General features: G+C 57.5%; 23 protein-coding genes. 19 read left to right on the top strand and 4 right to left on the bottom strand.

Going from position 1 to position 26,496, the window contains the following annotated elements:
• The first annotated feature begins 206 nt into the window (after positions 1-206).
• Both CLU80_RS22020 and CLU80_RS22025 read left to right on the top strand, forming a co-directional pair.
• On the top strand, positions 207-518 hold the full coding sequence (locus CLU80_RS22020) for a DUF485 domain-containing protein (protein ID WP_093439905.1): 312 nt from the start codon (positions 207-209) through the stop codon (positions 516-518).
• A complete protein-coding gene (locus CLU80_RS22025) occupies positions 515-2,173 on the top strand; it encodes a cation acetate symporter (protein ID WP_093439909.1) in 1,659 nt (552 codons plus the stop codon). The genes CLU80_RS22020 and CLU80_RS22025 overlap by 4 nt, the downstream gene beginning before the upstream one ends.
• Before the next feature lie 1,252 nt (positions 2,174-3,425).
• On the opposite strand, the gene gltA is transcribed toward CLU80_RS22025, so the two are convergent.
• Positions 3,426-4,715, bottom strand: a complete 1,290-nt coding sequence (gltA, locus tag CLU80_RS22030) for a citrate synthase (RefSeq protein ID WP_039763648.1) — start codon at positions 4,713-4,715, stop codon at positions 3,426-3,428.
• A gap of 363 nt (positions 4,716-5,078) precedes the next feature.
• On the opposite strand from gltA, the gene sdhC reads away from it, so the two are divergent.
• The 12 genes from sdhC to CLU80_RS22090 all read left to right on the top strand — a co-directional run bounded on the left by sdhC (position 5,079) and on the right by CLU80_RS22090 (position 19,382).
• Positions 5,079-5,453, top strand: a complete 375-nt coding sequence (gene sdhC, locus CLU80_RS22035) for a succinate dehydrogenase, cytochrome b556 subunit (RefSeq protein WP_016773673.1) — start codon at positions 5,079-5,081, stop codon at positions 5,451-5,453.
• A complete protein-coding gene (gene sdhD / locus CLU80_RS22040; protein ID WP_003222999.1) occupies positions 5,447-5,815 on the top strand; it encodes a succinate dehydrogenase, hydrophobic membrane anchor protein in 369 nt (122 codons plus the stop codon). Before sdhC ends, sdhD begins: the two co-directional genes overlap by 7 nt.
• Before the next feature lie 3 nt (positions 5,816-5,818).
• On the top strand, positions 5,819-7,591 hold the full coding sequence (sdhA, locus tag CLU80_RS22045) for a succinate dehydrogenase flavoprotein subunit (RefSeq protein WP_099758391.1): 1,773 nt from the start codon (positions 5,819-5,821) through the stop codon (positions 7,589-7,591).
• Positions 7,592-7,602: 11 nt separating this feature from the next.
• Positions 7,603-8,307 carry a succinate dehydrogenase iron-sulfur subunit gene (locus tag CLU80_RS22050; RefSeq protein WP_093440161.1) on the top strand — a complete coding sequence of 235 codons (705 nt, stop codon included), beginning with the start codon at positions 7,603-7,605 and terminating at the stop codon, positions 8,305-8,307.
• A 251-nt stretch (positions 8,308-8,558) separates the two neighbouring features.
• Positions 8,559-11,390: a 2-oxoglutarate dehydrogenase E1 component gene (locus CLU80_RS22055; protein ID WP_093439917.1), complete on the top strand. Its 2,832-nt coding sequence runs from the start codon at positions 8,559-8,561 to the stop codon at positions 11,388-11,390.
• A gap of 42 nt (positions 11,391-11,432) precedes the next feature.
• Positions 11,433-12,653 (top strand): 2-oxoglutarate dehydrogenase complex dihydrolipoyllysine-residue succinyltransferase, encoded by a 1,221-nt coding sequence (odhB, locus tag CLU80_RS22060; RefSeq protein ID WP_099758392.1) that lies wholly within the window; start codon positions 11,433-11,435, stop codon positions 12,651-12,653.
• Positions 12,654-12,747: 94 nt separating this feature from the next.
• Entirely contained in the window at positions 12,748-14,184 is a 1,437-nt protein-coding gene (lpdA, locus tag CLU80_RS22065) for a dihydrolipoyl dehydrogenase (RefSeq protein WP_007919881.1), read from the top strand.
• 182 nt (positions 14,185-14,366) lie between these two features.
• On the top strand, positions 14,367-15,533 hold the full coding sequence (sucC, locus tag CLU80_RS22070) for an ADP-forming succinate--CoA ligase subunit beta (protein ID WP_007919879.1): 1,167 nt from the start codon (positions 14,367-14,369) through the stop codon (positions 15,531-15,533).
• Entirely contained in the window at positions 15,533-16,414 is an 882-nt protein-coding gene (gene sucD / locus CLU80_RS22075) for a succinate--CoA ligase subunit alpha (RefSeq protein ID WP_008082972.1), read from the top strand. Before sucC ends, sucD begins: the two co-directional genes overlap by 1 nt.
• A 320-nt stretch (positions 16,415-16,734) precedes the next feature.
• Complete coding sequence (gene brnQ / locus CLU80_RS22080) at positions 16,735-18,048, top strand: branched-chain amino acid transport system II carrier protein (protein WP_093439927.1); 1,314 nt, start codon at positions 16,735-16,737, stop codon at positions 18,046-18,048.
• Between the two features lie 195 nt (positions 18,049-18,243).
• The gene (locus tag CLU80_RS22085) at positions 18,244-18,981 is read left to right on the top strand and encodes a DUF599 domain-containing protein (RefSeq protein ID WP_095050220.1); all 738 of its coding nucleotides are present in this window, start codon (positions 18,244-18,246) and stop codon (positions 18,979-18,981) included.
• Positions 18,981-19,382: an MAPEG family protein gene (locus CLU80_RS22090; protein WP_093439935.1), complete on the top strand. Its 402-nt coding sequence runs from the start codon at positions 18,981-18,983 to the stop codon at positions 19,380-19,382. The genes CLU80_RS22085 and CLU80_RS22090 overlap by 1 nt, the downstream gene beginning before the upstream one ends.
• 78 nt (positions 19,383-19,460) lie before the next feature.
• On the opposite strand, the gene CLU80_RS22095 is transcribed toward CLU80_RS22090, so the two are convergent.
• Positions 19,461-19,697, bottom strand: coding sequence for a hypothetical protein (locus CLU80_RS22095; RefSeq protein WP_007919867.1), 237 nt, complete (start codon positions 19,695-19,697; stop codon positions 19,461-19,463).
• Between the two features lie 158 nt (positions 19,698-19,855).
• Here CLU80_RS22095 and CLU80_RS22100 point away from each other — a divergent pair, with 158 nt between their 5' ends.
• The 4 genes from CLU80_RS22100 to CLU80_RS22115 all read left to right on the top strand — a co-directional run bounded on the left by CLU80_RS22100 (position 19,856) and on the right by CLU80_RS22115 (position 23,565).
• The gene (locus CLU80_RS22100) at positions 19,856-20,332 is read left to right on the top strand and encodes a PaaI family thioesterase (RefSeq protein ID WP_093439939.1); all 477 of its coding nucleotides are present in this window, start codon (positions 19,856-19,858) and stop codon (positions 20,330-20,332) included.
• Positions 20,329-20,781 carry a PaaI family thioesterase gene (locus tag CLU80_RS22105; protein WP_093439944.1) on the top strand — a complete coding sequence of 151 codons (453 nt, stop codon included), beginning with the start codon at positions 20,329-20,331 and terminating at the stop codon, positions 20,779-20,781. The genes CLU80_RS22100 and CLU80_RS22105 overlap by 4 nt, the downstream gene beginning before the upstream one ends.
• Positions 20,782-20,863: 82 nt before the next feature.
• Positions 20,864-22,768 (top strand): molecular chaperone HtpG, encoded by a 1,905-nt coding sequence (gene htpG, locus CLU80_RS22110; RefSeq protein WP_038364056.1) that lies wholly within the window; start codon positions 20,864-20,866, stop codon positions 22,766-22,768.
• 68 nt (positions 22,769-22,836) lie between these two features.
• Positions 22,837-23,565 (top strand): dienelactone hydrolase family protein, encoded by a 729-nt coding sequence (locus CLU80_RS22115; RefSeq protein ID WP_093439949.1) that lies wholly within the window; start codon positions 22,837-22,839, stop codon positions 23,563-23,565.
• 356 nt (positions 23,566-23,921) lie between these two features.
• Here the strand turns inward: CLU80_RS22115 and CLU80_RS22120 are convergent, their stop codons facing one another.
• On the bottom strand, positions 23,922-24,788 hold the full coding sequence (locus CLU80_RS22120; RefSeq protein ID WP_099758393.1) for a pirin family protein: 867 nt from the start codon (positions 24,786-24,788) through the stop codon (positions 23,922-23,924).
• A 61-nt stretch (positions 24,789-24,849) separates the two neighbouring features.
• Positions 24,850-25,266, bottom strand: a complete 417-nt coding sequence (locus tag CLU80_RS22125; protein ID WP_099758394.1) for an OsmC family protein — start codon at positions 25,264-25,266, stop codon at positions 24,850-24,852.
• 128 nt (positions 25,267-25,394) lie between these two features.
• On the opposite strand from CLU80_RS22125, the gene CLU80_RS22130 reads away from it, so the two are divergent.
• Positions 25,395-26,450 carry an amidohydrolase family protein gene (locus CLU80_RS22130; protein WP_099758395.1) on the top strand — a complete coding sequence of 352 codons (1,056 nt, stop codon included), beginning with the start codon at positions 25,395-25,397 and terminating at the stop codon, positions 26,448-26,450.
• Positions 26,451-26,496 lie beyond the last annotated feature (46 nt).

The raw sequence follows: 26,496 nt of genomic DNA on the forward strand, positions 1-26,496 counted from the left end.
GCTCGCGAATGCGATCTGTCAGTTGATGCAAATATCGACTGATCCGACGCCTTCGCGAGCAAGCTCGCTCCCACAGTTGTTTTGTGTGTACCGGAAATTGGCAAAAGTGTCATGGCGTTCTACTACTAAGGTCGTCTGTTACCGCGCTCGCAGCCGCATACATTAGCTATGTTCCAACAATAATCTGTGCTGCGAGGATAAAAACAATGAACGACAGCATTTACCTCTCGATTCAAAACAGTCCCCGATTCAAGGAGCTGGTTCAGAAAAGGGAACGATTCGCCTGGATTCTCTCGGCAATCATGCTCGGGCTGTACTCCGCATTCATTCTGTTGATCGCTTACGGGCCGCAAGTGCTCGGGGCGAAACTCAGTCCTGAATCTTCGATTACCTGGGGCATTCCGATCGGTGTCGGTCTGATTGTCTCGGCCTTCGTCCTGACCGGTATCTATGTGCGCCGCGCCAATGGCGAGTTTGACGACCTGAACAATGCGATTCTCAAGGAGGCTCAGCAATGATCCGGCGTCTACTGGCTCTTCTGAGCATCTCGGCGTTCGCGCCTGCGGTCTGGGCCGCTGACGCCCTGACCGGTGAAGTTCACAAACAACCGCTCAATGTCGCGGCGATTGCCATGTTCGTGGTGTTCGTCGGTGCGACTCTGTGCATCACTTACTGGGCGTCCAAGCGTAACAAGTCGGCTGCCGACTACTACGCGGCGGGCGGCAAAATCACCGGTTTCCAGAACGGTCTCGCGATTGCCGGTGACTACATGTCCGCGGCGTCCTTCCTGGGGATTTCCGCGCTGGTGTTCACCTCCGGCTACGATGGCCTGATCTACTCGATCGGCTTCCTGGTGGGCTGGCCGATCATTCTGTTCCTGATCGCCGAGCGTCTGCGTAACCTGGGGAAATACACCTTTGCCGACGTGGCGTCCTACCGCCTCGGGCAAACCCAGATCCGCACGCTATCGGCCTGCGGCTCGCTGGTGGTGGTGGCGTTCTACCTGATCGCGCAAATGGTTGGTGCCGGCAAGCTGATCCAGCTGCTGTTCGGTCTCGACTACTACGTGGCGGTGATTCTGGTCGGTATCCTGATGTGCATGTACGTGCTGTTCGGCGGCATGCTGGCGACCACCTGGGTGCAGATCATCAAGGCGGTGCTGCTGCTGTCCGGTGCCTCGTTCATGGCGCTGATGGTGATGAAGCACGTCAACTTCGACTTCAACATGCTGTTCTCCGAGGCGATCAAGGTTCACCCGAAAGGTGAGGCGATCATGAGCCCGGGCGGTTTGGTGAAAGATCCGGTATCGGCGTTCTCCCTCGGCCTGGCACTGATGTTCGGTACCGCTGGCCTGCCGCACATTCTGATGCGTTTCTTCACCGTGAGTGACGCCAAAGAAGCGCGCAAGAGCGTGCTCTACGCCACTGGCTTCATTGGTTACTTCTACATCCTGACGTTCATCATCGGCTTCGGCGCGATCCTGCTGGTCAGCACCAACCCGGCCTTCAAAGATGCGGCGGGCGCTCTGCTCGGCGGCAATAACATGGCGGCGGTGCACCTGGCTGACGCGGTGGGCGGCAGTATTTTCCTGGGCTTTATCTCGGCTGTAGCGTTTGCGACCATTCTGGCGGTAGTGGCGGGTCTGACCCTGGCCGGTGCTTCGGCGGTCTCTCACGATCTGTATGCCAGCGTGATCAAGAAGGGCAAGGCTAACGACAAGGATGAGATTCGCGTTTCGAAGATCACCACGGTTGCGCTGGGTATTCTGGCTATTGGCTTGGGTATCTTGTTCGAAAGCCAGAACATTGCGTTCATGGTGGGCTTGGCGTTCTCGATCGCTGCCAGCTGTAACTTCCCGGTGCTGTTGCTTTCGATGTACTGGAAGAAGCTGACCACTCGGGGCGCGATGATTGGTGGCTGGTTGGGTCTGGTGAGTGCGGTGGGCTTGATGATCCTTGGCCCGACCATCTGGGTGCAGATTCTGCATCATGAGAAGGCAATCTTCCCTTACGAGTATCCGGCGTTGTTTTCGATGATCATTGCTTTTGTCGGGATCTGGTTCTTCTCGATTACTGACAAGTCGACGGCTGCGGATAACGAGCGGGCGCTGTTCTTCCCGCAGTTTGTGCGTTCGCAGACTGGGTTGGGGGCGAGTGGGGCGGTTTCGCATTGATGGTTTGATGGTTTTGTAAATGTTGTGCTGAATGCCCCGGTTGAGAGATCGGGGCATTTTTATTGGGCGGTTATCGGCTAGAGCTGTGTACATATCCGTTGCTGCGGTAACGGCTGATTAGGGTTTCGCCCTTACGGCGACTCACTTTTTTTACAAACGCCTAAAAAAAGTAAGCAAAAAAACGCTTGCTCCTACGTGCGGCCCGCTCGCCGGGGCTCGGGGTTCCTTCGCTGCGGGATCGATCCGGGCGCAGCGCCTACGATTTGCTTCGCTGCACCTCCTCTCGCTGTGTTTGGCTGCGCCAAACGGTCGCTGCGCTCCCCCGTCCGGATCAATCCCTCCACTCAGCCTTCCGACGTCGCCTTACAGATCAAGAGCTGCAGCCGAGCTAACGCTCATCCTGTTGAGTGGTGAAGAACACAGCGCGGTCGGCTGTGGTTTTGTGTTGGATTCGCCCCTCACCCCAGCCCTCTCCCGAGGGAGAGGGAGCCAATTTGTGGGCTTTTCAGAATCTAAGTTCGACGCGGTATCGCACGTCGGCGAAGCTTTCCCAAACACCTCAATCAGTCACCTCTCCCTCCGGTAGTGGAAGGAAATGGGGCTGATTTGTTTGCTTTTTAGAGCCTGAGTTCAACGCGGTATCGCAAGTCGGCGTAGCTCTCTCAAATACCTCAGTTAGTCCCCTCTCTCTCAGGGAGGGTGATGGGCCGATTCGTTTGCTTTTCAGAGCCTTAGTTCAACGCGGTATTGCACGTCGGCGTACCTCTCCCAAACACCTCGGTCAGTCCCCTCTCCCTCCGGGAGAGGGCTAGGGTGAGGGGCTCTTGATCTGGCTTGTGATCTTGCTTTGGCTTTGGCTTTGGTTTTTGATCTTTTGCCCCATCGGCAGGCCGAGCGTAGGTGTTCATCCGGGGGTTAGGCGCGCAGCGCCGTTCGACGAAGTCGAACACATCGAGAGGAGGTGCAGCGAAGCAAACCGTAGGCGATGCCCCCGGATGGACACCGTAGCGAGGGAACACTGAGCCTCAGCGAAGTGCCGTACGCCGGGGCAAAGCCTTTTGGTTCCTTTTTGGCGTTTGAAAAAGGGACTCGCTGTAAGAGCGAAACCGCCAGCGGCAACACCCGCAGCAACGGATATGCCCCCAATCCCAATCCCAATCCCAAAGCCCCAAATCCCAGACAAACAAAAACGGCCCCTATATAAATAGAGGCCGTTCCCGATACAACTTAAGACGTTATCGCAAGACAAATCTTATTTGCGGTCTTCCAGCTTGGTAATGTCACGCGACTCGTAGCCGGTGTACAACTGGCGCGGACGGCCAATCTTGTACGGGCTGGAGAGCATTTCTTTCCAGTGGGAGATCCAGCCAACAGTACGCGCCAGCGCGAAAATCACGGTGAACATGCTGGTCGGAATGCCGATCGCCTTGAGGATGATCCCCGAATAGAAGTCGACGTTCGGGTACAGCGAGCGCTCGATGAAGTACGGGTCAGTCAACGCGATCTCTTCCAGGCGCATGGCCAGTTCGAGTTGCGGATCGTTGTTGATGCCCAGTTCTTTCAGTACTTCGTCGCAGGTCTGCTTCATCACAGTCGCGCGAGGGTCGCGGTTCTTGTAAACGCGGTGACCGAAGCCCATCAGTTTGAACGAATCGTTCTTATCCTTGGCCTTGGCGATGAACTTGTCGATGTTCGAAACATCGCCAATCTCGTCAAGCATGGTCAATACGGCTTCGTTCGCACCGCCGTGGGCAGGGCCCCACAGTGCGGCGATACCGGCGGCGATACAAGCGAACGGGTTGGCACCCGAAGAACCTGCCAGACGCACGGTGGAGGTCGAAGCGTTCTGCTCGTGGTCGGCGTGGAGGATGAAGATCCGGTCCATGGCCTTGGCGAGCACCGGGCTGATCGGTTTGATCTCGCACGGGGTGTTGAACATCATGTGCAGGAAGTTTTCCGCGTACGTCAGGTCGTTGCGCGGGTACATCATGGGTTGGCCCATGGAGTACTTGTAAACCATCGCTGCCAGGGTCGGCATCTTGGCAACCAGACGGATCGCGGAGATTTCGCGATGCTGCGGGTTATTGATGTCCAGGGAGTCGTGGTAGAAGGCCGAGAGGGCGCCGACTACACCGCACATGACGGCCATCGGGTGGGCGTCGCGACGGAAACCGTTGAAGAAGGTTTTCAACTGCTCGTGAACCATTGTGTGGTTTTTCACGGTGCTGACGAACTGGGCCTTCTGTTCTGCAGTCGGCAGTTCGCCGTTGAGCAGCAGGTAGCAGGTTTCCAGGTAGTCCGACTTTTCAGCCAGTTGTTCGATCGGGTAGCCGCGGTGCAACAGAATGCCGTTGTCGCCGTCGATATAGGTGATCTTCGACTCGCACGAGGCGGTCGACATGAAGCCTGGGTCGAAAGTGAAGCGGCCCGTGGCCGTCAGGCCCCGAACATCGATTACATCGGGACCAACGGTGCCGGTTAAAATGGGCAGCTCGACGGGGGCTGCGCCCTCGATGATCAACTGCGCTTTTTTGTCAGCCATGTGGCCTCCTATTTATGCTTGAACCATCAGACAGACCCCCCACGCAGGGCCCGCACCACTATAGTGAGATAAATTCGAATGTCAATTTGCCTAAAGTCTTGCTCCAGAAGGCTTTAAGCGCACTTTTTCCTCGAAATTGACTGCCATTTACGCCTTTTATACGACTTGTGCAATCAGCTATTTGGGGTAGGTGATTGCGTTGTCATTAGTAGCCTAACTGTCTATACTCGGCCACCGACCGCCAAGGGCTTTTGGGCTTGCTTTCATTGGGGGTCGCATCCCTGGGTGGTGGTTACCTGACCAGTGCACTCCCCAACAACTTTGCCCTGATTGTTAGGGGCTCTTCAGTGTGAAAAAAAAGCCGTGAAAAGCCAACGACCTGTAAACCTAGACCTAAGGACCATCAAACTCCCAGTCACTGCTTACACGTCCATTCTTCACCGTATCTCCGGTGTCATCCTCTTCGTGTGCCTTGCCATCATGCTTTATGCATTGGACAAGTCGCTCAGCTCCGAGGAAGGCTTCGGTCAGGTGAAAGCGTGTCTGACCAGTCCGCTAGCCAAGCTAGTGATTTGGGGCATCCTGTCCGCTCTGCTGTATCACCTGGTAGCCGGTGTGCGCCATTTGATCATGGACATGGGCATCGGTGAGACGCTGGAAGGCGGCAAGCTGGGCTCGAAAATCGTTATCGCCGTTTCCGTGGTGGTAATCGTTCTGGCAGGAGTTTGGATATGGTAACTAACGTCACGAACCTGTCGCGTTCGGGCCTCTATGACTGGATGGCGCAACGTGTGTCTGCGGTCGTTCTCGCGGCTTACTTCATCTTTCTGATCGGATACGTCGTGGCCCACCCTGGCCTCGAGTATGCCCAGTGGCATGAACTGTTCGCCCACAACGGGATGCGTATTTTCAGCCTCCTGGCCCTTGTTGCTCTGGGCGCTCACGCCTGGGTCGGCATGTGGACCATCGCGACTGACTACCTGACGCCGATGGCGTTCGGCAAGTCCGCAACGGCGATACGTTTCCTTTTCCAGGCAGTATGCGGCGTTGCGATGTTCGCTTACTTCGTCTGGGGTGTGCAGATTCTCTGGGGTATCTGAGTCATGGCTAACATTCCAACGATTTCTTTCGACGCCATCATTATTGGTGGTGGCGGTGCCGGCATGCGCGCTGCGCTGCAACTGGCGCAGGGTGGTCACAAGACTGCCGTGATCACCAAGGTTTTCCCGACCCGTTCGCACACTGTATCCGCTCAAGGCGGCATCACGTGCGCGATCGCGTCTGCTGACCCGAACGATGACTGGCGCTGGCACATGTACGATACCGTCAAGGGCTCCGACTACATCGGTGACCAGGACGCTATCGAATACATGTGTCAGGAAGGCCCGGCCGCGGTTTTCGAGCTGGACCACATGGGTCTGCCGTTCTCGCGTACCGAACAAGGCCGTATCTACCAGCGTCCGTTCGGTGGTCAGTCCAAGGACTACGGTAAAGGCGGCCAGGCTGCGCGTACTTGCGCGGCTTCCGACCGTACCGGTCACGCCCTGCTGCACACCCTTTATCAGGGCAACCTGAAAGCCGGTACCACGTTCCTGAACGAGTACTACGCTGTCGACCTGGTGAAGAACCAGGAAGGCGATTTCGTCGGTGTGATCGCGATCTGCATCGAAACTGGCGAAACTTCCTACATCCGCGCCAAAGCCACCGTATTGGCTACCGGCGGTGCAGGTCGTATCTACGCTTCCACCACCAACGCCCTGATCAACACCGGTGACGGCGTCGGCATGGCTCTGCGTGCTGGCGTACCGGTACAAGACATCGAAATGTGGCAGTTCCACCCGACCGGCATCGCCGGTGCCGGTGTACTGGTTACAGAAGGTTGCCGTGGTGAAGGTGGTTACCTGATCAACAAGCACGGCGAGCGTTTCATGGAGCGTTATGCTCCGAATGCCAAAGACCTTGCCGGTCGTGACGTGGTTGCTCGCTCGATGGTTAAAGAAATCATCGCCGGCAACGGTTGCGGTCCGAATGGCGACCACGTGATGCTCAAACTCGACCACCTGGGCGAGGAAGTGCTGCACAGCCGTCTGCCAGGCATCTGCGAACTGTCGAAGACTTTCGCCCACGTTGACCCGGTTGTTGCGCCGGTTCCGGTTGTTCCGACTTGCCACTATATGATGGGCGGCGTTGCCACCAACATCCATGGTCAGGCGATCACCCAGAACGCCGATGGCGTGGATCAGATCATTCCTGGTCTGTTCGCGGTAGGTGAAGTGGCTTGCGTATCGGTTCACGGTGCCAACCGTCTGGGCGGCAACTCGCTGCTCGACCTGGTGGTATTCGGCCGCGCTGCCGGCCTGCACCTGGAAAAAGCCCTGACCGACGGCATCGAATACGACGACGCTACCGAAGCCGATATCGAAGCTGCCCTGTCGCGCCTGAACGCACTGAATAGCCGTACTGACGGCGAAGACGTCGCTACCCTGCGTCGCGAGCTGCAGAGCTGCATGCAGAACTACTTCGGTGTATTCCGTACTGGCGAATACATGCAGAAGGGTATTGCCCAGCTGGCCGATCTGCGCAAGCGTATCGCCAACGTGAAGATCAACGATAAGTCGCAGGCGTTCAACACTGCACGTATCGAAGCGCTGGAACTGCAAAACCTGCTGGAAGTGGCTGAAGCTACCGCCATCGCGGCCGAAGTACGTAAAGAGTCCCGCGGTGCTCACGCCCGTGAAGACTTTGAAGATCGTGATGACGAAAACTGGCTGTGCCACACCCTGTACTTCCCGGGTGACAAGCGCGTCACCAAGCGTGCCGTGAACTTCTCGCCGAAGACTGTTCCGACTTTCGAACCTAAAGTCCGGACTTATTAAGGGTGACCGCCATGTTGAATGTCAGTGTTTATCGCTACAACCCTGATCAGGACGCTGCGCCGTTCATGCAGGAATTCCAGGTCGATACCGGTGGTAAAGACCTGATGGTGCTGGACGTGCTGGCCCTGATCAAAGAGCAGGACGAGGGTTTCTCCTATCGTCGCTCTTGCCGTGAAGGCGTCTGCGGCTCCGACGGCATGAACATCAACGGTAAAAACGGTCTGGCGTGCATCACGCCGCTGTCCGCCGTTGTAAAAGGTAACAAGCTGATCGTTCGTCCGCTGCCAGGTTTGCCGGTTATCCGTGACCTGGTCGTCGATATGAGCATCTTCTACAAGCAATACGAGAAGGTGAAGCCTTACCTGCAGAACGACACGCCGGCTCCGGCCATCGAGCGTCTGCAGTCGCCAGAAGAGCGTGAAAAACTCGACGGTCTGTACGAGTGCATCCTGTGCGCTTGCTGCTCGACCTCTTGCCCGTCCTTCTGGTGGAACCCGGACAAGTTCCTGGGTCCAGCTGCGCTGCTGCAAGCTTATCGCTTCCTGGCAGACAGCCGTGACACCAAGACATCCGAGCGTCTGGCTTCGCTCGATGACCCGTTCAGCGTCTTCCGCTGCCGGGGCATCATGAACTGCGTCAACGTATGTCCGAAAGGCCTGAACCCGACTAAGGCCATCGGTCACATCCGTAACATGCTGCTTTCGAGCGGCGTGTGATTCAGCTGCTGTAACCGCTGCACCGTAGAGGCTGTGGCGCGGGCTTCAACCCGCGTCATGGCTATAACCAGAGCAGTAGCCACAAGCTGCCGCTCTTATTTTGAAGAAATGAGACAAGCAGGGGCATCCGGGCTGGTACCCGGACTATCAGTGTGATCCTAAGTGGCTTGTTTTAGTCGCTGCATTCGGACTTCTGCAAGTTTGCTCGGTGTCGACATCGATGGTGTTCCCCTAACCGAGGGTGACCAAGCATGCAAGAAAGCGTGATGCAGCGCATGTGGAACAGCGCCTACCTTTCAGGTGGAAACGCTGCCTATGTGGAAGAGCTTTATGAGCTCTACCTGCACGACCCTAACGCTGTGCCAGAAGAGTGGCGCACCTACTTTCAGAAGTTGCCTGCCGACGGCAACTCTGCCACTGATGTTTCGCACTCCACGATTCGCGATCATTTCGTGCTGCTGGCAAAGAACCAGCGCCGCGCCCAACCGGTTTCCGCCGGCAGCGTGAGCAGTGAGCACGAGAAGAAGCAAGTTGAAGTGTTGCGATTGATCCAGGCCTACCGTATGCGTGGCCACCAGGCAGCCCAGCTTGACCCGCTGGGGCTGTGGCAGCGTCCTGCACCTGCAGACCTGTCGATCAATCATTACGGCTTGACCAATGCCGATCTTGATACGACCTTCCGTGCCGGCGACCTGTTCATCGGCAAAGAGGAAGCGAGCCTACGCGAAATTCACGAAGCGTTGCAGCAGACATATTGCCGCACCATCGGCGCTGAATTTACGCACATCACCGATTCCGAGCAGCGCCAGTGGTTCCAGCAGCGTCTGGAAAGCGTGCGTGGTCGTCCGACGTACTCCGCCGACATCAAGAGCCACCTGCTTGAGCGCGTAACCGCCGGTGAAGGCCTGGAAAAATACCTGGGCACCAAATACCCGGGCACCAAGCGTTTCGGTCTGGAAGGCGGCGAAAGCCTGATTCCGATGCTCGACGAACTGATCCAGCGTTCCGGTTCCTACGGCACCAAGGAAGTCGTCATCGGCATGGCCCACCGTGGCCGTCTGAACGTGCTGGTCAACACCTTCGGCAAGAACCCGCGCGAGCTGTTCGACGAGTTCGAAGGCAAGAAGAAGGTCGAGCTGGGTTCCGGTGACGTTAAGTATCACCAGGGCTTCTCGTCCAACGTGATGACCGCCGGCGGTGAAGTTCACCTGGCCATGGCGTTCAACCCGTCCCACCTGGAAATCGTTTCCCCGGTGGTCGAAGGTTCGGTGCGCGCCCGTCAGGATCGTCGTAATGACGCCACTGGCGAGAAGGTTCTGCCGATCTCCATCCACGGTGACGCTGCATTCGCAGGTCAGGGCGTGGTCATGGAAACCTTCCAGATGTCGCAGACCCGCGGTTTCAAGACCGGCGGTACCGTGCACATCGTGATCAACAACCAGGTCGGTTTCACCATCAGCAACCCGCTGGACTCGCGCTCCACCGAGTACGCCACCGACGTCGCGAAGATGATCCAGGCGCCGATCCTCCATGTGAATGGTGATGATCCGGAAGCCGTATTGTTCGTGACCCAGCTGGCCATCGACTACCGCATGCAGTTCAAGCGTGACGTGGTGATCGACCTGGTCTGCTACCGTCGTCGCGGCCACAACGAAGCTGACGAGCCTAGCGGCACCCAGCCTCTGATGTATCAGCAGATCACCAAACAGCGCACCACCCGTGAGCTGTACGCTGATCGTCTGACCCAGGGCGGTGTGCTGGACGCAGAGCGTGTTCAGGCGAAAGTCGATGAATACCGCAACGCGCTGGACAACGGTCTGCACGTAGTGAAATCGCTGGTCAAAGAGCCGAACAAAGAGCTGTTCGTGGACTGGCGTCCGTATCTGGGCCATGCCTGGACTGCGCGTCACGACACTCGCTTTGATCTGAAGACCCTGCAAGAACTGTCCGCCAAGCTGCTGGAAATTCCGGAAGGCTTCGTGGTTCAGCGTCAGGTCTCGAAGATCTACGAAGACCGTCAGAAGATGCAAGCCGGCGGCCTGCCGATCAACTGGGGTTACGCCGAAACCATGGCGTACGCGACCCTGGCGTTCGAAGGTCACCCGATCCGTATGACCGGTCAGGACATCGGCCGCGGTACGTTCTCGCACCGTCACGCTGTGCTGCACAACCAGAAAGACGCGGGTACCTACATTCCGCTGCAGCACCTGTACGACGGTCAGCCACGCTTTGACCTGTACGACTCGTTCCTGTCGGAAGAAGCGGTACTGGCCTTCGAATACGGTTACTCGACCACCACGCCGGATGCGCTGGTGATCTGGGAAGCCCAGTTCGGCGACTTCGCCAACGGTGCACAGGTTGTAATCGACCAGTTCATCACCAGCGGCGAGCACAAGTGGGGCCGTCTCTGCGGTCTGACCATGTTGCTGCCACACGGTTACGAAGGTCAGGGTCCTGAGCACAGCTCGGCACGTCTTGAGCGTTACCTGCAATTGTGCGCCGAGCACAACATTCAGGTTGCCGTACCGACTACGCCAGCACAGATCTACCACTTGCTGCGTCGTCAGGTGATTCGTCCGCTGCGCAAGCCGTTGATCGTGCTGACGCCGAAGTCGCTGCTGCGCCACAAGCTGGCCATCTCGACCCTGGAAGATCTGGCCGAAGGTTCGTTCCAGACCGTGATCCCGGAAATCGATGCTCTGGACCCGAAAAAGGTCGAGCGCGTTGTTCTGTGTAGCGGCAAGGTCTACTACGACCTGCTGGAAAAACGCCGTGCCGAAGGCCGTGAAGATATCGCCATCGTGCGTATCGAGCAGCTGTATCCATTCCCTGAGGACGACTTGAAAGAAGTCCTGGCTCCATACACCAACGTCAAAAATGCCGTTTGGTGTCAGGAAGAGCCGATGAACCAGGGCGCCTGGTACTGCAGCCAGCACCACTTGCGTCGCAGCATCGGTAACCTCGACAAGTCTCTCGTACTTGAGTACGCGGGCCGTGAGGCTTCTGCTGCCCCAGCTTGTGGTTACGCATCGATGCACGCCGAGCAGCAGGAAAAACTCCTGCAAGACGCGTTTACCATTTAACGCCTTCGCGCACCTGAAACCGAATTTAAGGAACCACAGATAATGGCTATCGAGATCAAAGCCCCCACTTTCCCGGAATCGGTTGCCGATGGCACCGTTGCCACCTGGCACAAACAACCGGGCGACGCTGTCAAGCGCGACGACCTGATCGTCGACATCGAAACCGACAAAGTCGTACTGGAAGTTCTGGCTACCGCTGATGGCGTGCTGGGCGCAATCGTCAAGAACGAAGGCGACACCGTTCTGTCCGACGAAGTGCTGGGCTCCATCGAAGCGGGCGGCGCTGCTGCCGCTGCCCCAGCCGCCGCTGCTGCTCCGGCCGCTGCCGCTGCTCCAGCTGCTGCCGAAGGCGAAGACGATCCTGTTGCTGCTCCGGCTGCTCGCAAGCTGGCTGAAGAAAACGGCATCAACATCGCTTCCGTTGCCGGCACCGGCAAGGGCGGTCGTGTGACCAAGGAAGACGTGGTTGCTGCTGTTGCTGCCAAGAAAGCTGCTCCGGCTGCTGCGCCTGCCAAGGCTGCTGCTCCTTCGGCTGCTGCTCCTGTGTTCGCCGCTGGCGACCGCATCGAGAAGCGCGTACCGATGACCCGCGTTCGTGCCACCGTCGCCAAGCGTCTGGTTGAAGCACAGTCGAACATGGCGATGCTGACCACTTTCAACGAAGTCGACATGACTGAAGTCATGGCCCTGCGTTCGAAGTACAAGGATCTGTTCGAGAAGTCCCACAACGGCGTACGCCTGGGCTTCATGTCGTTCTTCGTGAAAGCGGCCACCGAAGCGCTGAAACGCTTCCCGGCTGTCAACGCGTCGATCGACGGCGGCGACATCGTTTACCACGGCTACGCGGACATCGGCGTTGCCGTTTCCAGCGATCGCGGTCTGGTGGTTCCGGTTCTGCGTAACGCCGAACTGATGAGCCTGGCTGAAATCGAAGGCGGCATCGCCACCTTCGGCAAGAAAGCCCGTGACGGCAAACTGTCGATGGACGAGATGACCGGTGGTACCTTCACCATCACCAACGGTGGTACCTTCGGTTCGATGATGTCGACTCCGATCGTCAACCCGCCGCAGGCAGCGATTCTGGGCATGCACAACATCATCCAGCGTCCTATGGCCATCAATGGTCAGGTCGTTATCCGTCCGATGATGTACCTGGCACTGTCCTACGATCACCGTCTGATCGATGGCAAAGAAGCTGTGACCTTCCTGGTGACCATCAAGAACCTGCTGGAAGATCCAGCTCGTCTGTTGCTGGATATCTGATAGAAGCAGTCGCGGGCTGTGGGGGTATCGCCGGAAACGGCGGTACAGCCTGCAGCGCGCGGCTTGAAGCTTTTCGCTAAAGAGGATTTTTTGAATGTCGCAGAAATTTGACGTAGTAGTGATCGGTGCTGGCCCTGGTGGCTACGTGGCTGCCATCAAGGCGGCGCAGCTGGGTCTGACCACTGCCTGCATCGAGAAGTACACCGACGCAGAAGGCAAGCAAGCCCTGGGCGGCACCTGCCTGAACGTGGGCTGCATTCCTTCCAAGGCGCTGCTCGACAGTTCCTGGAAATACAAGGAAGCGAAAGAAAGCTTCAACGTTCACGGTATCTCGACTGGCGAGGTCAAAATGGACGTCGCTGCGATGGTTGGCCGCAAGGCTGGCATCGTCAAGAACCTGACCGGCGGCGTTGCCACCCTGTTCAAGGCCAACGGCGTTACTTCGATCCAGGGCCACGGCAAACTGCTGGCTGGCAAGAAAGTCGAAGTAACCAAGCCAGACGGCTCGGTTGAAGTCATCGAAGCTGAAAACGTCATTCTGGCTCCAGGCTCGCGTCCGATCGACATTCCACCGGCTCCGGTTGATCAGAAAGTCATCGTTGATTCGACTGGCGCTCTGGAATTCCAGTCCGTACCTAAGCGTCTGGGCGTGATCGGCGCTGGCGTGATCGGTCTGGAGCTGGGTTCGGTGTGGTCGCGTCTGGGCTCCGAAGTCGTTGTTCTGGAAGCACTGGACACCTTCCTGATGGCAGCGGACACCGCTGTTTCCAAGGAAGCGCTGAAAACCCTGACCAAACAAGGTCTGGACATCAAACTGGGCGCTCGCGTAACCGGCTCGAAAGTGAACGGCGACGAAGTCGTTGTGAACTACACCGATGCCAACGGCGAACAGACCATCACTTTCGACAAGCTGATCGTAGCCGTTGGTCGCCGTCCGGTGACCACTGATCTGCTGGCTGCCGACAGCGGCGTGACCCTCGACGAGCGCGGTTTCGTGCACGTTGACGATCACTGCGCGACCACCGTACCGGGCGTTTTCGCCATCGGTGACGTGGTTCGCGGCATGATGCTGGCTCACAAAGCTTCGGAAGAAGGCATCATGGTTGTCGAGCGCATCAAGGGCCACAAAGCCCAGATGAACTATGACCTGATCCCTTCGGTTATTTATACTCACCCGGAAATCGCGTGGGTTGGCAAAACCGAGCAGGCCTTGAAAGCTGAAGGCGTTGAAGTTAACGTCGGCACCTTCCCGTTCGCCGCTTCCGGCCGTGCCATGGCCGCCAACGATACCGGTGGTTTCGTCAAGGTCATCGCTGATGCCAAGACTGACCGCGTATTGGGCGTGCACGTGATTGGCCCGAGCGCTGCAGAACTGGTTCAGCAGGGCGCGATCGGTATGGAATTCGGCACCAGCGCTGAAGACCTGGGCATGATGGTTTTCTCCCATCCGACCCTGTCTGAAGCCTTGCACGAAGCTGCTCTGGCTGTGAATGGCGGTGCCATCCACATTGCCAACCGCAAGAAGCGTTAAGACACAATAAGAAACCACGGCGGTAACGGCCCGTCGTGAGCCTTGCGAGCAAGTCTCACCGCGGAATGTCCGCTGGACGCAGTCTTGCGTAGCTCAGCTACGCAAGCAGCAGTCACAGGTGGCGCGGCACTCAAACGAGCGCAGCGCCGAATGCGCAGTACCTAACGAAGACGGTAAAAAGCATGAATCTTCACGAGTATCAGGGTAAGCAGCTGTTCGCTGAATACGGCCTGCCAGTTTCCACTGGTTACGCAGTAGACACCCCGGAAGCAGCAGCAGAAGCTTGCGACAAAATCGGCGGCAGCGAGTGGGTTGTCAAAGCCCAGGTCCACGCCGGTGGTCGCGGTAAAGCGGGCGGCGTTAAGCTGGTTCGCAGCAAAGAAGACGCCAAAGCCTTCGCACAGCAGTGGCTGGGCAAGCGTCTGGTGACTTACCAGACTGATGCCAATGGCCAGCCAGTCACCAAGATCCTGGTTGAATCGTGCACTGATATCGCTAAAGAGCTGTACCTGGGCGCTGTCGTTGACCGTTCGAGCCGTCGCATCGTGTTCATGGCTTCCACCGAAGGTGGCGTGGACATCGAGAAAATCGCTCACGACACTCCAGAAAAAATTCTCAAGGCCACTATCGATCCACTGGTTGGCGCTCAGCCATTCCAGGGTCGCGAGCTGGCATTCCAGCTGGGTCTGGAAGGCAAGCAGGTTGCTCAGTTCGCCAAGATCTTCGTAGGTCTGGCCAAACTGTTCAAGGATCACGACCTGGCTCTGCTGGAAGTGAACCCGCTGGTGATCAAGGCTGATGGCGATCTGCACTGCCTGGACGCCAAGATCAACATCGACGCCAACGCCATGTACCGTCAGCCTAAGCTGAAGACTTTCCACGATCCGTCGCAAGACGATCCGCGCGAAGCGCACGCTGCCAAGTTCGAACTGAACTACGTAGCACTGGAAGGCAACATCGGTTGCATGGTCAACGGTGCTGGCCTGGCCATGGGTACCATGGACATCGTCAACCTGCATGGCGGCAAGCCAGCCAACTTCCTCGACGTAGGTGGTGGCGCTACCAAAGAACGCGTAACTGAAGCGTTCAAGATCATCCTGTCCGACACCAACGTCGCTGCAGTACTGGTCAACATCTTCGGCGGCATCGTTCGCTGCGACATGATTGCCGAAGGCATCATTGGCGCTGTGAAAGAAGTCGGCGTGAAAATCCCGGTTGTTGTTCGCCTTGAAGGCAACAACGCTGAGCTGGGCGCTAAAGTACTGGCAGAAAGCGGTTTGAACATCATCGCGGCTACCAGCCTGACCGACGCTGCTCAACAAGTTGTCAAAGCTGCGGAGGGCAAATAATGAGCGTCCTGATCAATAAAGACACCAAAGTTATCTGCCAGGGTATTACCGGTTCGCAAGGTAGTTTCCACACCCAGCAAGCCATCGAATACGGCACCAAAATGGTTGGTGGCGTTACTCCTGGTAAAGGCGGCACCGAACACCTGGGTCTGCCAGTGTTCAACACCGTTAAAGACGCAGTAGAAGCCACTGGCGCTACCGCCAGCGTGATCTACGTTCCGGCTCCTTTCTGCAAAGACTCGATCCTGGAAGCGGCATTCGGCGGCATCAAGCTGATCGTCTGCATCACCGAAGGCATTCCTACCCTGGACATGCTGGACGCTAAAGTTAAGTGCGACGAGCTGGGCGTAGTCCTGATCGGCCCTAACTGCCCAGGCGTGATCACCCCAGGCGAATGCAAGATCGGCATCATGCCAGGTCACATTCACTTGCCAGGCAAGGTCGGTATCGTTTCGCGTTCCGGCACCCTGACCTACGAAGCTGTCAAGCAGACTACTGACGCCGGTTTCGGTCAGTCGACTTGCGTCGGCATCGGTGGTGACCCGATCCCGGGTTCGAACTTCATCGACATCCTGAAGCTGTTCCAGGAAGACCCGAAGACCGAAGCGATCGTCATGATCGGTGAGATCGGCGGTTCGGCTGAAGAAGAAGCGGCTGCCTACATCAAGGCACACGTGACCAAGCCGGTTGTTTCCTACATCGCTGGTGTGACTGCTCCTCCGGGCAAGCGCATGGGCCATGCTGGCGCAATCATCTCTGGCGGCAAAGGCACTGCAGACGAGAAATTCGCTGCACTGCAAGACGCAGGCGTGAAAACCGTGCGTTCGCTGGCAGACATCGGCAAGGCCCTGGCCGAGCTGACTGGTTGGGCTGTCAAGTAAGCCTCGCGCTTAACTGACGCTTTACCAAACAAAGGCCACCTTCGGGTGGCCTTTGTCGTTTCTGACATGCGCTGATTTATAGGCTTTCGCCCAATTACATGCAAAAACGCGACACGGAAACGTCGCGTATCGGATAGTTCGCCCTCTAACAGTGCGTTCGCACGACAAATTCGTTAGGCTAGCAGCCATTTTTGCGTCTGCCGCCCACAAGGCATGCAACGCGCTTTAAGGGTCAGTCCCATACGGATCGACAGCATTTCCCTAATTACACAGGGCAATCCCCCTCTAAATTCCGATTTCAGTAGTGTGGTATTACCTTAATGAAAGTTTTGAAAGGTCAGGACATCCTGGCACTTGGCTTTATGACATTTGCCCTGTTCGTTGGGGCTGGCAACATCATCTTCCCGCCGATCGTGGGCTTGCAGGCCGGACCTCACGTCTGGATGGCCGCGCTGGGCTTCCTGATCACTGCGGTGGGTCTGCCGGTGATCACCGTCGTTGCACTGGCCAAGGTCGGTGGGGCGATGGATACGCTGAGCAGCCCGATCGGCAAGATAGCCGGCGGCATTCTGGCTGCGGCGTGCTACCTGGCGGTCGGCCCGTTGTTCGCCACCCCGCGTACCGCAACCGTATCGTTTGAAGTCGGTCTGGCGCCGCTCACTGGTGAAAGCCCGTTGGCACTGTTCCTCTACAGCTCGGTGTACTTCCTGCTCGTGTTCTTCATCTCGCTCTACCCTGGGCGGTTGCTGGACACCGTTGGCCGTTTCCTCGCGCCGCTGAAGATCATCGCACTGGCGGTGCTCGGTATCGCCGCATTCGCCTTGCCGGCGGGTGACATCGGCCAAGGCACGCCGGAATACGTGGCGGCACCGTTCTCTCAGGGTTTCATCAATGGTTACCTGACCATGGATACCTTGGGCGCGCTGGTGTTCGGCATCGTCATCGTTAACGCGATCCGCTCCCGTGGCGTCGAGTCGCCCGCGCTGATCACCCGTTACGCGATCATCGCCGGGTTGATTGCCGGTGTCGGTCTGGCGCTGGTGTATGTCAGCCTGTTCCGCCTCGGTTCCGGCAGCCACGAAGTGGCGGTGGGCGCGACCAACGGCGCCGCGGTATTGCACGCCTATGTGCAACACACCTTCGGTTCGCTGGGCAGCGGTTTCCTCGCGGTGCTGATCTCGCTGGCGTGCCTGGTGACAGCGGTCGGCCTTACCTGCGCTTGCGCTGAGTACTTCAGCCGTGTGCTGCCACTGTCCTACAAGACCCTGGTGATCATTCTGGCGGCGTTCTCGCTACTGGTGTCCAACCTGGGCCTGACCAAGCTGATTGCCTTCTCGATCCCGGTGCTGACCGCGATCTACCCGCCGTGCATCGTGCTGGTGGCGCTGAGCTTCTGCAAAGACTTCTGGCATGAGCACGGCCGGATTCTTGGTCCGGTGATGCTGGTATCGTTCGTGTTCGGCACCATCGACGCGCTGAAAGGCGCCGGTCTGGCCGACTGGATGCCATCGCAGTTGTCCCACCTGCCGCTGAGCGAGCAGGGTTTGGCATGGCTGGTGCCCTGTGTGATGACCCTGGTGGTCGCAGTGGTTTGCGATCGCATGCTGGGCAAGCGCAGCGAAGCGGTTGCCTGACGTTGCCTGACCCGCCATAAGCGGGTCTTCAACGCTTAAACAGAAATGCCCCGTATCAATCGATACGGGGCATTTTTTATGCGCCTCAGGCAGTGTCTTTTTCCCTAGGCTAACGTCGAAGGGTTGCCGAAGTCCTAATGTGGGAGCGAGCAGCCTCGCTCCCACAGGTAGCATCCATACTCCACAGGGAATTGCATGTCGTTCATCCAAGCCAACCTGATCCACCTGCTCGCCGCCGTCTGGTTTGTCATCTGCTGGGGCGGTTACACCCGTTATGCCGGCTGGAAAGCCCGCGACACAGCATGTCTGGCCAGTGTGCTGCACCTGTACCGCGAGGACTGGATGCGCCGTATGTTGCTGCGTGACAACCGCATCGCCGACGCCAGCGTGATTGGCAATCTTGAACGCAACGCCTCGTTCTTCGCCTCAAGCACATTGATTATTCTCGCCGGCATTCTCACCGTGCTTGGCGCGTCAGAGCGGGCGGTTTCGTTGCTGGCGGACATCCCGATGGTGCAACAGGCGTCGCAGGGCATGTCGGAGATCAAGTTGCTGTGTCTGGCGATGGTGTTCGTTTACGCCTTTTTCACCTTTAGCTGGTGTATGCGCCAGTACAACTTTGCCGCCGTTCTGGTGGGGTCGGCGCCGATGATTGGCGAGCGGCAGGTGTCGGAGCAGGAGCGTAAAGCCTTCGCCTTACGGGCGGCGCGAGTGATTTCGATGGCTGCCAACCAGTTCAACTTCGGCTTGCGTTCCTACTACTTCGGCATGAGCATGCTGGCCTGGTTTGTCAGTCCATGGCTGTTCATGCTGATGAGTGCCGGCGTCGTGGTGGTTCTGTATCGCCGGGAGTTTCATTCCGACGTTCTCGATGTCATGGTCTATACCCCTACAGAAGCCCCCCTTCCCGAAACAAACAGAGAGGTCGCTTGATGAGTATTCCGTTCTGGTGTGTGTTTATCAGTGCGCTGTTGATCTATATCGCGCGTATGCCGGTAGGCAAAGCGATGAAAGAGCAGGGTGGTTACAACAATCACCTGCCGCGTCAGCAACAGGCGCAACTGACCGGTTACGGCGCGAGGGCGCTGGCGGCGCATCAGAACAGCATCGAAGCGTTCATGTTGTTCGCAGTCGGTGTGTTGATGGCGCACACCACGCAAACGGCAGGATGGTTGATCGACACATTAGCGATAGTCTTCGTGATCGCGCGACTCTTCTACTTGTGGTTCTACCTGGCCGATCTTCCCAAGCTGCGCAGTCTGGCCTGGATAGTTGGCGTATTGTGTTCGCTGTTGCTAATGATTAGTCCGACTTTTAGAACTGTCTTGCTCTAAGGCGGCTCTGGCGTTAATTCCCAGACAAAAGAAAACCCGCACTTGGCGGGTTTTCTTTTTTCTGCAGCAAAAAGCGAATTATTGCTTCTTGGCAGCTTCTTCTTGTGCAGCAGCGTTCGATTCAGCCTGAGCTTTGGCAGCTTCGGCGTTTTCTTTCGCAGCGTCGTTCACTTTATCCTGAGCTTTGTTCATGTCCTGCTGAGCTTGTTCAGCATGTTGGTTGGCATCTTGAGCTTTGTCCTCGGATTTTTTATCGCAGGCAGCGAGACCGAGGGAAGCGGTCAACATCAAGGCAATAGCAAAAGTCTTACGCATGGGGTGTTTCTCCTTATGGAAAATAACTACTGGCCTTAAGAACTCGGCGCTACAGGTTAAGTTCCTCATTTCTTTCAGATATATAAGTTTGTTTTTACACGGAACTTTTGCTGTTTTGCACACTACTGGCAAAAGGCTCTAACGAGAGTAATTATCATATGGCCGAAAATCCCGTTTTTGAGCGTGCGACGCGATTTCTCTCCGCGCTGCGCCACTGTCAGGTACTCGGTTTGCAGGTGCACAGCGCCTCGGCCGAAGGGCTTACGGTGATCTTGCCGTACAGCGAAAAAATCGTCGGCAATCCCCGGACCGGAGTCATTCACGGCGGGGCGATTACTTCATTGATGGACACCGCTTGCGGGATGTCGACCCTGTGCGTGTTGCCGGAGTTCGAGGTGTGTCCGACCCTTGATCTGCGCATCGATTACATGCACGCCGCCGAGCCGAACAAGGATGTGTATGGCTTTGCCCAGTGCTACCGAGTGACCACCGATGTGATATTCGCCCGAGGCTTCGCTTATCAGGATGATCCCGAACAGCCCATCGCCCATGTGGTTGGCACCTTCATGCGCATGGGCAAGGGCCTTAAAGGCACCAAAGGTTTCGGCGGCGCGATCAAGGGAGAAAATCAATGATCGACGACCTCAAGAAACAATTGCAGCAGGCCCATGCAGAGGGTGATTACGCGCCGTTGCTGGAGCTGATCCCATACGCTGGGCTGATCGGTATCGAGTGTTCGCGAGTCGGCGATGAACTGTTGTTCAAGCTGCCGGCGAACAAGGACAACATTGGTAACCCTTTATTGCCGGCGATTCACGGCGGGGTGATTGCCGGATTCATGGAGCTGGCCGCCGCCCTGCATCTGTTGATTTTCACTGGTGCGCCTGGCGTGCCGAAGATTATCGACTTCTCCCTCGATTACCTGCGCGCCGGGCAGTTCCGTGATACCTGGGCCAAATGTCAGGTCTGCCGTCAGGGCCGGCGCGTCGCCAACGTTGCGATCACAGCCTGGCAAAGCACTGAAAGCGAACCGATTGCCACCGCGCGTGCGCACTTCAAAATCGAGGAGCCCTTGAAATCCTGAACAGCGCCCCAAACTCACAAGACAACCCGCCGCCGACCATTTCGGGTCGCGGCCACTGCCATCTGATTGGAGTTTGATGACCATGAGTGTGGAAACTCAAAAGGAAACCCTGGGCTTCCAGACCGAGGTAAAGCAGCTGCTGCACCTCATGATCCATTCGCTGTATTCCAACAAGGAAATTTTCCTTCGCGAATTGATCTCGAACGCCTCTGACGCTGTCGACAAGCTGCGCTTCGAAGCCCTGGCCAAGCCAGAATTGCTCGAAGGTGGCGCTGATCTGAAAATCCGTGTGAGCTTCGACAAGGACGCCAAGACCGTAACCCTCGAAGACAACGGTATCGGCATGAACCGTGACGATGTGATCACCCACCTGGGGACCATCGCCAAATCCGGTACTGCCGATTTCATGAAGAACCTCTCGGGCGATCAGAAGAAAGATTCGCACCTGATCGGCCAGTTCGGTGTGGGCTTTTACTCTGCCTTCATCGTTGCTGACCAGGTTGATGTGTACTCCCGTCGCGCCGGCACCCCGGCCAGCGAAGGCGTGCACTGGTCGTCGAAAGGTGAAGGCGAGTTCGAAGTCGCCACCATCGACAAACCAGAGCGCGGCACCCGCATCGTTCTGCACCTGAAAGCCGCTGAAGACGAGTTCGCCGATGGCTGGCGTCTGCGTAACATCATCAAGAAGTACTCCGACCACATCGCTTTGCCGATCGAGTTGCCGAAAGAAGCGGCAGCAGCAGAAGGCGAAGAAGCACCAGCCGTTGAATGGGAAACCGTCAACCGCGCCAGCGCCCTGTGGACCCGTCCGCGCACTGAAGTGAAGGACGAGGAATACCAGGAGTTCTACAAGCACATCGCTCACGACTTTGAAAACCCGTTGGCCTGGAGCCACAACAAAGTCGAAGGCAAGCTCGAATACAGCTCGCTGCTGTACGTGCCGGCCCGTGCACCGTTCGACCTGTACCAGCGTGAAGCGCCGAAAGGCCTGAAGCTCTACGTGCAACGCGTGTTCGTCATGGATCAGGCCGAGTCGTTCCTGCCGCTGTACCTGCGCTTCATCAAAGGCGTGGTTGATTCCAACGACCTGTCGCTGAACGTGTCGCGCGAAATCCTGCAGAAAGACCCGATCATCGATTCGATGAAGACCGCGCTGACCAAGCGTGTGCTCGACATGCTGGAAAAACTGGCGAAAAACGAGCCTGAGCAATACAAAGGCTTCTGGAAGAACTTCGGTCAGGTCATGAAAGAAGGCCCGGCAGAAGACTTTGCCAACAAAGAGAAAATCGCCGGCCTGCTGCGTTTCGCATCGACCCAAGGCGACGACGGCGAGCAGATCGTTGGTCTGGCCGACTACCTGGCCCGTGCCAAGGAAGGTCAGGACAAGATCTACTACCTCACCGGCGAAACCTACGCGCAGGTCAAGAACAGCCCGCACCTGGAGGTCTTCCGCAAGAAAGGCATCGAAGTGCTGCTGCTGACTGACCGCATCGACGAGTGGCTGATGAGCTACCTCAGCGAATTCGACGGCAAGACTTTTGTCGACGTGGCGCGCGGTGACCTCGATCTGGGCAATCTGGACTCGGAAGAGGACAAGAAAGCTGCAGAAGAAGTCGCCAAGTCGAAAGAAGGTCTGGTTGAGCGTCTGAAAACCGCGCTGGGCGATTCCGTGGCTGAAGTCCGCGTATCGCATCGTCTGACCGACTCGCCGGCCATTCTGGCCATCGGCGAGCAGGATCTGGGTCTGCAAATGCGCCAGATCCTCGAAGCCAGCGGGCAAAAAGTGCCGGATTCGAAGCCAATCTTCGAATTCAACCCAAGCCACCCGCTGATCGAGAAACTCGATGGCGAGCAGAGCGAAGAGCGGTTCGGCGACCTGTCGCACATCCTCTTCGATCAGGCAGCCCTGGCTGCCGGCGACAGCTTGAAAGATCCGGCCGCTTATGTGCGCCGCCTGAACAAGCTGCTGGTTGAACTGTCGGTTTAACCAAGTCGTAGAAAAACCCGCTTCGGCGGGTTTTTTCATTCTGGTGTTTAGCAAATCAGGAGTCAGAAATGAGCGAAGTCACTGTACGTTCCGTGGTCTACCAGATCGACGGCCAGCCTTATGAAGGTCGTCTGGCGTTCGACGCCGAGCACAAAGGCGCGCGGCCGGGTTTGTTGATGGCGCCGAACTGGATGGGCGTCAGCGCCGGTGCCGAAGAGATCGCCAAATCGGTGGCGGCCAAGGGCTACGTGGTGTTGATCGCTGACGTTTACGGTCAGGCTGTGCGTCCGCAGAATGCTGATCAGGCCGGCGCGGCGATGATGCCGCTGAAGGATGATCGCGCGCTGCTGCGCAAGCGTATGCAAGCGGCGTTCGAGCAGTTGCAGAAGCAGGGCGAAGCGGCGGTTGATACGTCGAAACTGGCGGTGTTCGGTTTCTGCTTCGGCGGTTGCTGTGCGCTGGATCTGGCGCGCACCGGCGCGCCGGTGAAAGCGGCGGTGTCGTTCCACGGCACACTGGATTCACCGAATCCGGGCGACGCGCAGAACATTAAAGGTTCGGTGCTGGTGCTGCACGGTGCTGCAGACCCGTTGGTGCCGAAAGAGCAATTGCCGGCGTTTGAGGATGAAATGAACGCGGCGAAAGTCGATTGGCAGTTGCTGAGCTATGGCGGTGCGGTGCACTCGTTCACTGATCCGCATGCGAATGTGCCGGGCAAGATGATGTACGACGCGAAGACCGCGAAGCGCGCGTTCAAGTCGATGCATGATTTGCTGGATGAAGTGTTCAAGGGCTGAAGCCTGAAAAGCAAAAGCCCCTCATCGGAACGCCGCCCGCCTAACCCTCTCCCAGAGGGAGAGGGGACTGATTGGGGGATGCTGAAGGACTACGCCGACCTGAAAGGGCAGTGCTGAATCCATAATCGCCAAGACTTTTCAGGTCGGCGTATAACCTGAGACATCTCGGTCGGCTCCCTCTCCCTCTGGGAGAGGGCTGGGGTGAGGGTACTGATGGTGGGTGCTCAACCAACGCGTCGACCTGAAAGTGTCTTGGTGAATCCATAATCGCCAAGATTTTTCAGGTCGATGTATGACGCAAGACATTTCGGTCGGCTCCCTCTCCCTAAGGGAGAGGGCTGGGGTGAGGGTGCTTTTCAGCGCGGCAACTCGATCCGCTCAACTTCCCCCGGCACCGTCGGCCAGTCCCCGGTCGCCCATTTGCGCCGCGCCTCATCAATCGCCGCCGGATCGCTCGCGACAAAATTCCAGTTGATCCGCCGAGGCCCATCCAACGGCGCGCCGCCAAAAACCACCGCGTGCACATCACTTTCGGCAAACAGACTTATCTCTTCCCCGGCCGGCAATACCGCCAGCGCATGCGGTTCAAGCGCTTCACCGTTCAGTTGCGCATCCCCACTCAGTACATAAACCGCCCGCTCTTGATGCTCGGTCGGAATCAGCAGGGTGGTCGCCGTTTGCATGTTCACTTCCGCATACAACGTAGGAGAAAGCACCGGCACCGGCGATTCCAGGCAAAAGCCTGACCCGGCAATCATGCGGATCTGTACACCCAGGTTGTCGCTGACCGGCAAGGTCGCCGCCGGGTGATGGCTGTAATGCCCGGGACCTTGCTCGTGCTCCTTGGGCGAGGCCAGCCAGATTTGCAAACCGTGCATGGTGAAGCTTTTGTCCCACAACGGCTCAGGCGTGCGTTCAACGTGAGCAATCGCGCTGCCAGCGGTCATCCAGCTGACGTCGCCAGCGCTGACCACCTGGTCCGAGCCAAGGCTGTCCTTGTGCTGGATCTGACCTTCGAACAGATACGTAAGCGTCGACAGACCGATGTGCGGGTGCTGTCGGATGTTCATGCCTTTGCCCGTCGGATACACCGTCTCGAGCATGTGATCAAAAAATACGAATGGCCCGACACTGCGGCATTTGGCTGACGGCAGCGGACGCAGAATCGGCTGGCCTTCGACGTCTTCGGCGCGCGGGCGGATGATCAGAGGTTGCGTGTCCATGGTGCATTCCAGACTGAGCGGGTGATGCCAGAAGCATAACCCGCCGCTGGCATCAGGAGGGTTACTGGCTATCGAAGCCTTGCGGGGCGTGGGTTTCGATCGTCACGTCGCTGGTGGTCATCAGTTTGTGAATCGGGCAGCGATCGGCGACGCGCAGCAGTTCCTCACGCTGGGCATCGGTGAGTACACCTTTGAGGGTGAGGGTGACGTGCAGCACGTATTTGCCTTTCTGCTCTTCACTGTTGTCGCGTTTGACCTCGACTCCGACACCGGTCAGCGGGATGTCTTTTTTCTTCGCGTACATCTTTAGAGTCAACGCTTTGCAGGCGCCGAGGGCCGCATCGAAGTAGTCGTGCGGCTCAGGCGCCGTGCCTTCGCCGCCGGCGGATTTCGGCACGTCGGCAAACAGTTCGTGGTCATCAATCTGTACGGTGTGACGAAAACCTTCAGCGGAGACGGTATTGACGGTAACGGTCATGGGAACCTCACTGGCAGTAGGAAAAGTCGTTCGATCAAAAAAGACCTTGCAGTTATAGAGCATTCCCACCGGTACGCGTTCCACTTTCCTGCGGGATGAACCCTTGTCGTCAGGGCGGGGTCTAGGCTATGCCTACTTCCCGGAGATTACTTGTGTCCCTGTATCGTCTGAGTCTTGCCTGTCTTCTTCTGGTTGCCGGCAGCGCCAGCGCCCGCGATTACACCTACAGCGATGCGCACCTGCATTACGTGGATTTTTTCCAGGAAAGCGCGGGCATGGCGAAATTGCTGACAGCCATGCAGGACAATTCCATCGAGCATGTGATGATTTCCGGTATTCCGGTGGCGAAGAAATGGCACGAAGACGAACCCAAGCGTCCGCGCTATTACGCGGGTGACGACGCTGACGCCTACTGGTACAGCGCAACCGATGTGATCGTTGCTGATGCCGTGCAAAAACTCAGTGCCGAGCAGCGCCCGTACTTTCATCCGTTCCTGTCCGGCTTCAACCCCAACGACAAGAACTCCGCCGCACATATCCAGCGCATGCTCGACCTTTACCCGGGGCTGTGGCAGGGCATCGGCGAAGTGTTTACCCGGCATGACGATCTCACGGCGCTGACCTCCGGCGACACGCCGCGGGCCAACAATGAAGCGATGACCAAGATCTATCATCTGGCCGCCGAGAACGATCTGCCGGTGATGCTGCATTCCAACATCACCTCCAAGCGTGAGAAAAATCCGCTGTACCTGAAAGAAATCGAAGAGCCGCTGCGTAATCACCCGCATACACGATTTATCTGGGCGCACGCCGGCACCAGTGCCGAAATTCATCGGCATCAGACACAACTGAAGTTCTTGCTGCCCACGCTGACGCGCATGCTTGAGGCGTATCCCAACCTGTTTATCGACTTGTCCTGGAGCATGCTCACGCCGTACCTGCTGGACGAACAGGGCACGCCGCGCGTGGAGTGGCTGGCGCTGGTCAGGAAATATCCGGAACGTTTCATGCTCGGCTCTGACGTGGTCGGGCGTTTCAATAAGCTCGGTGAAGAAATGCGAAGTTTCAAACCGTTCCTTGATGCGCTGCCGGAAGACGTTGCGCAAAAAGTCGCTCGGGATAACTTCCTGGCAATCTTGCCGCGAACGGTGCTCAAGTCCGGCAAAAGCACGCTGAATCGTTAATGCCAACGGTTCGAAGGATCAAGGCCTTTTGATATCGCCTTTTCGT

Origin of the sequence: Pseudomonas sp. 29 (genome assembly GCF_002754355.1) — a bacterium.
In the GTDB taxonomy this organism is placed as follows: domain Bacteria; phylum Pseudomonadota; class Gammaproteobacteria; order Pseudomonadales; family Pseudomonadaceae; genus Aquipseudomonas; species Aquipseudomonas neuropathica.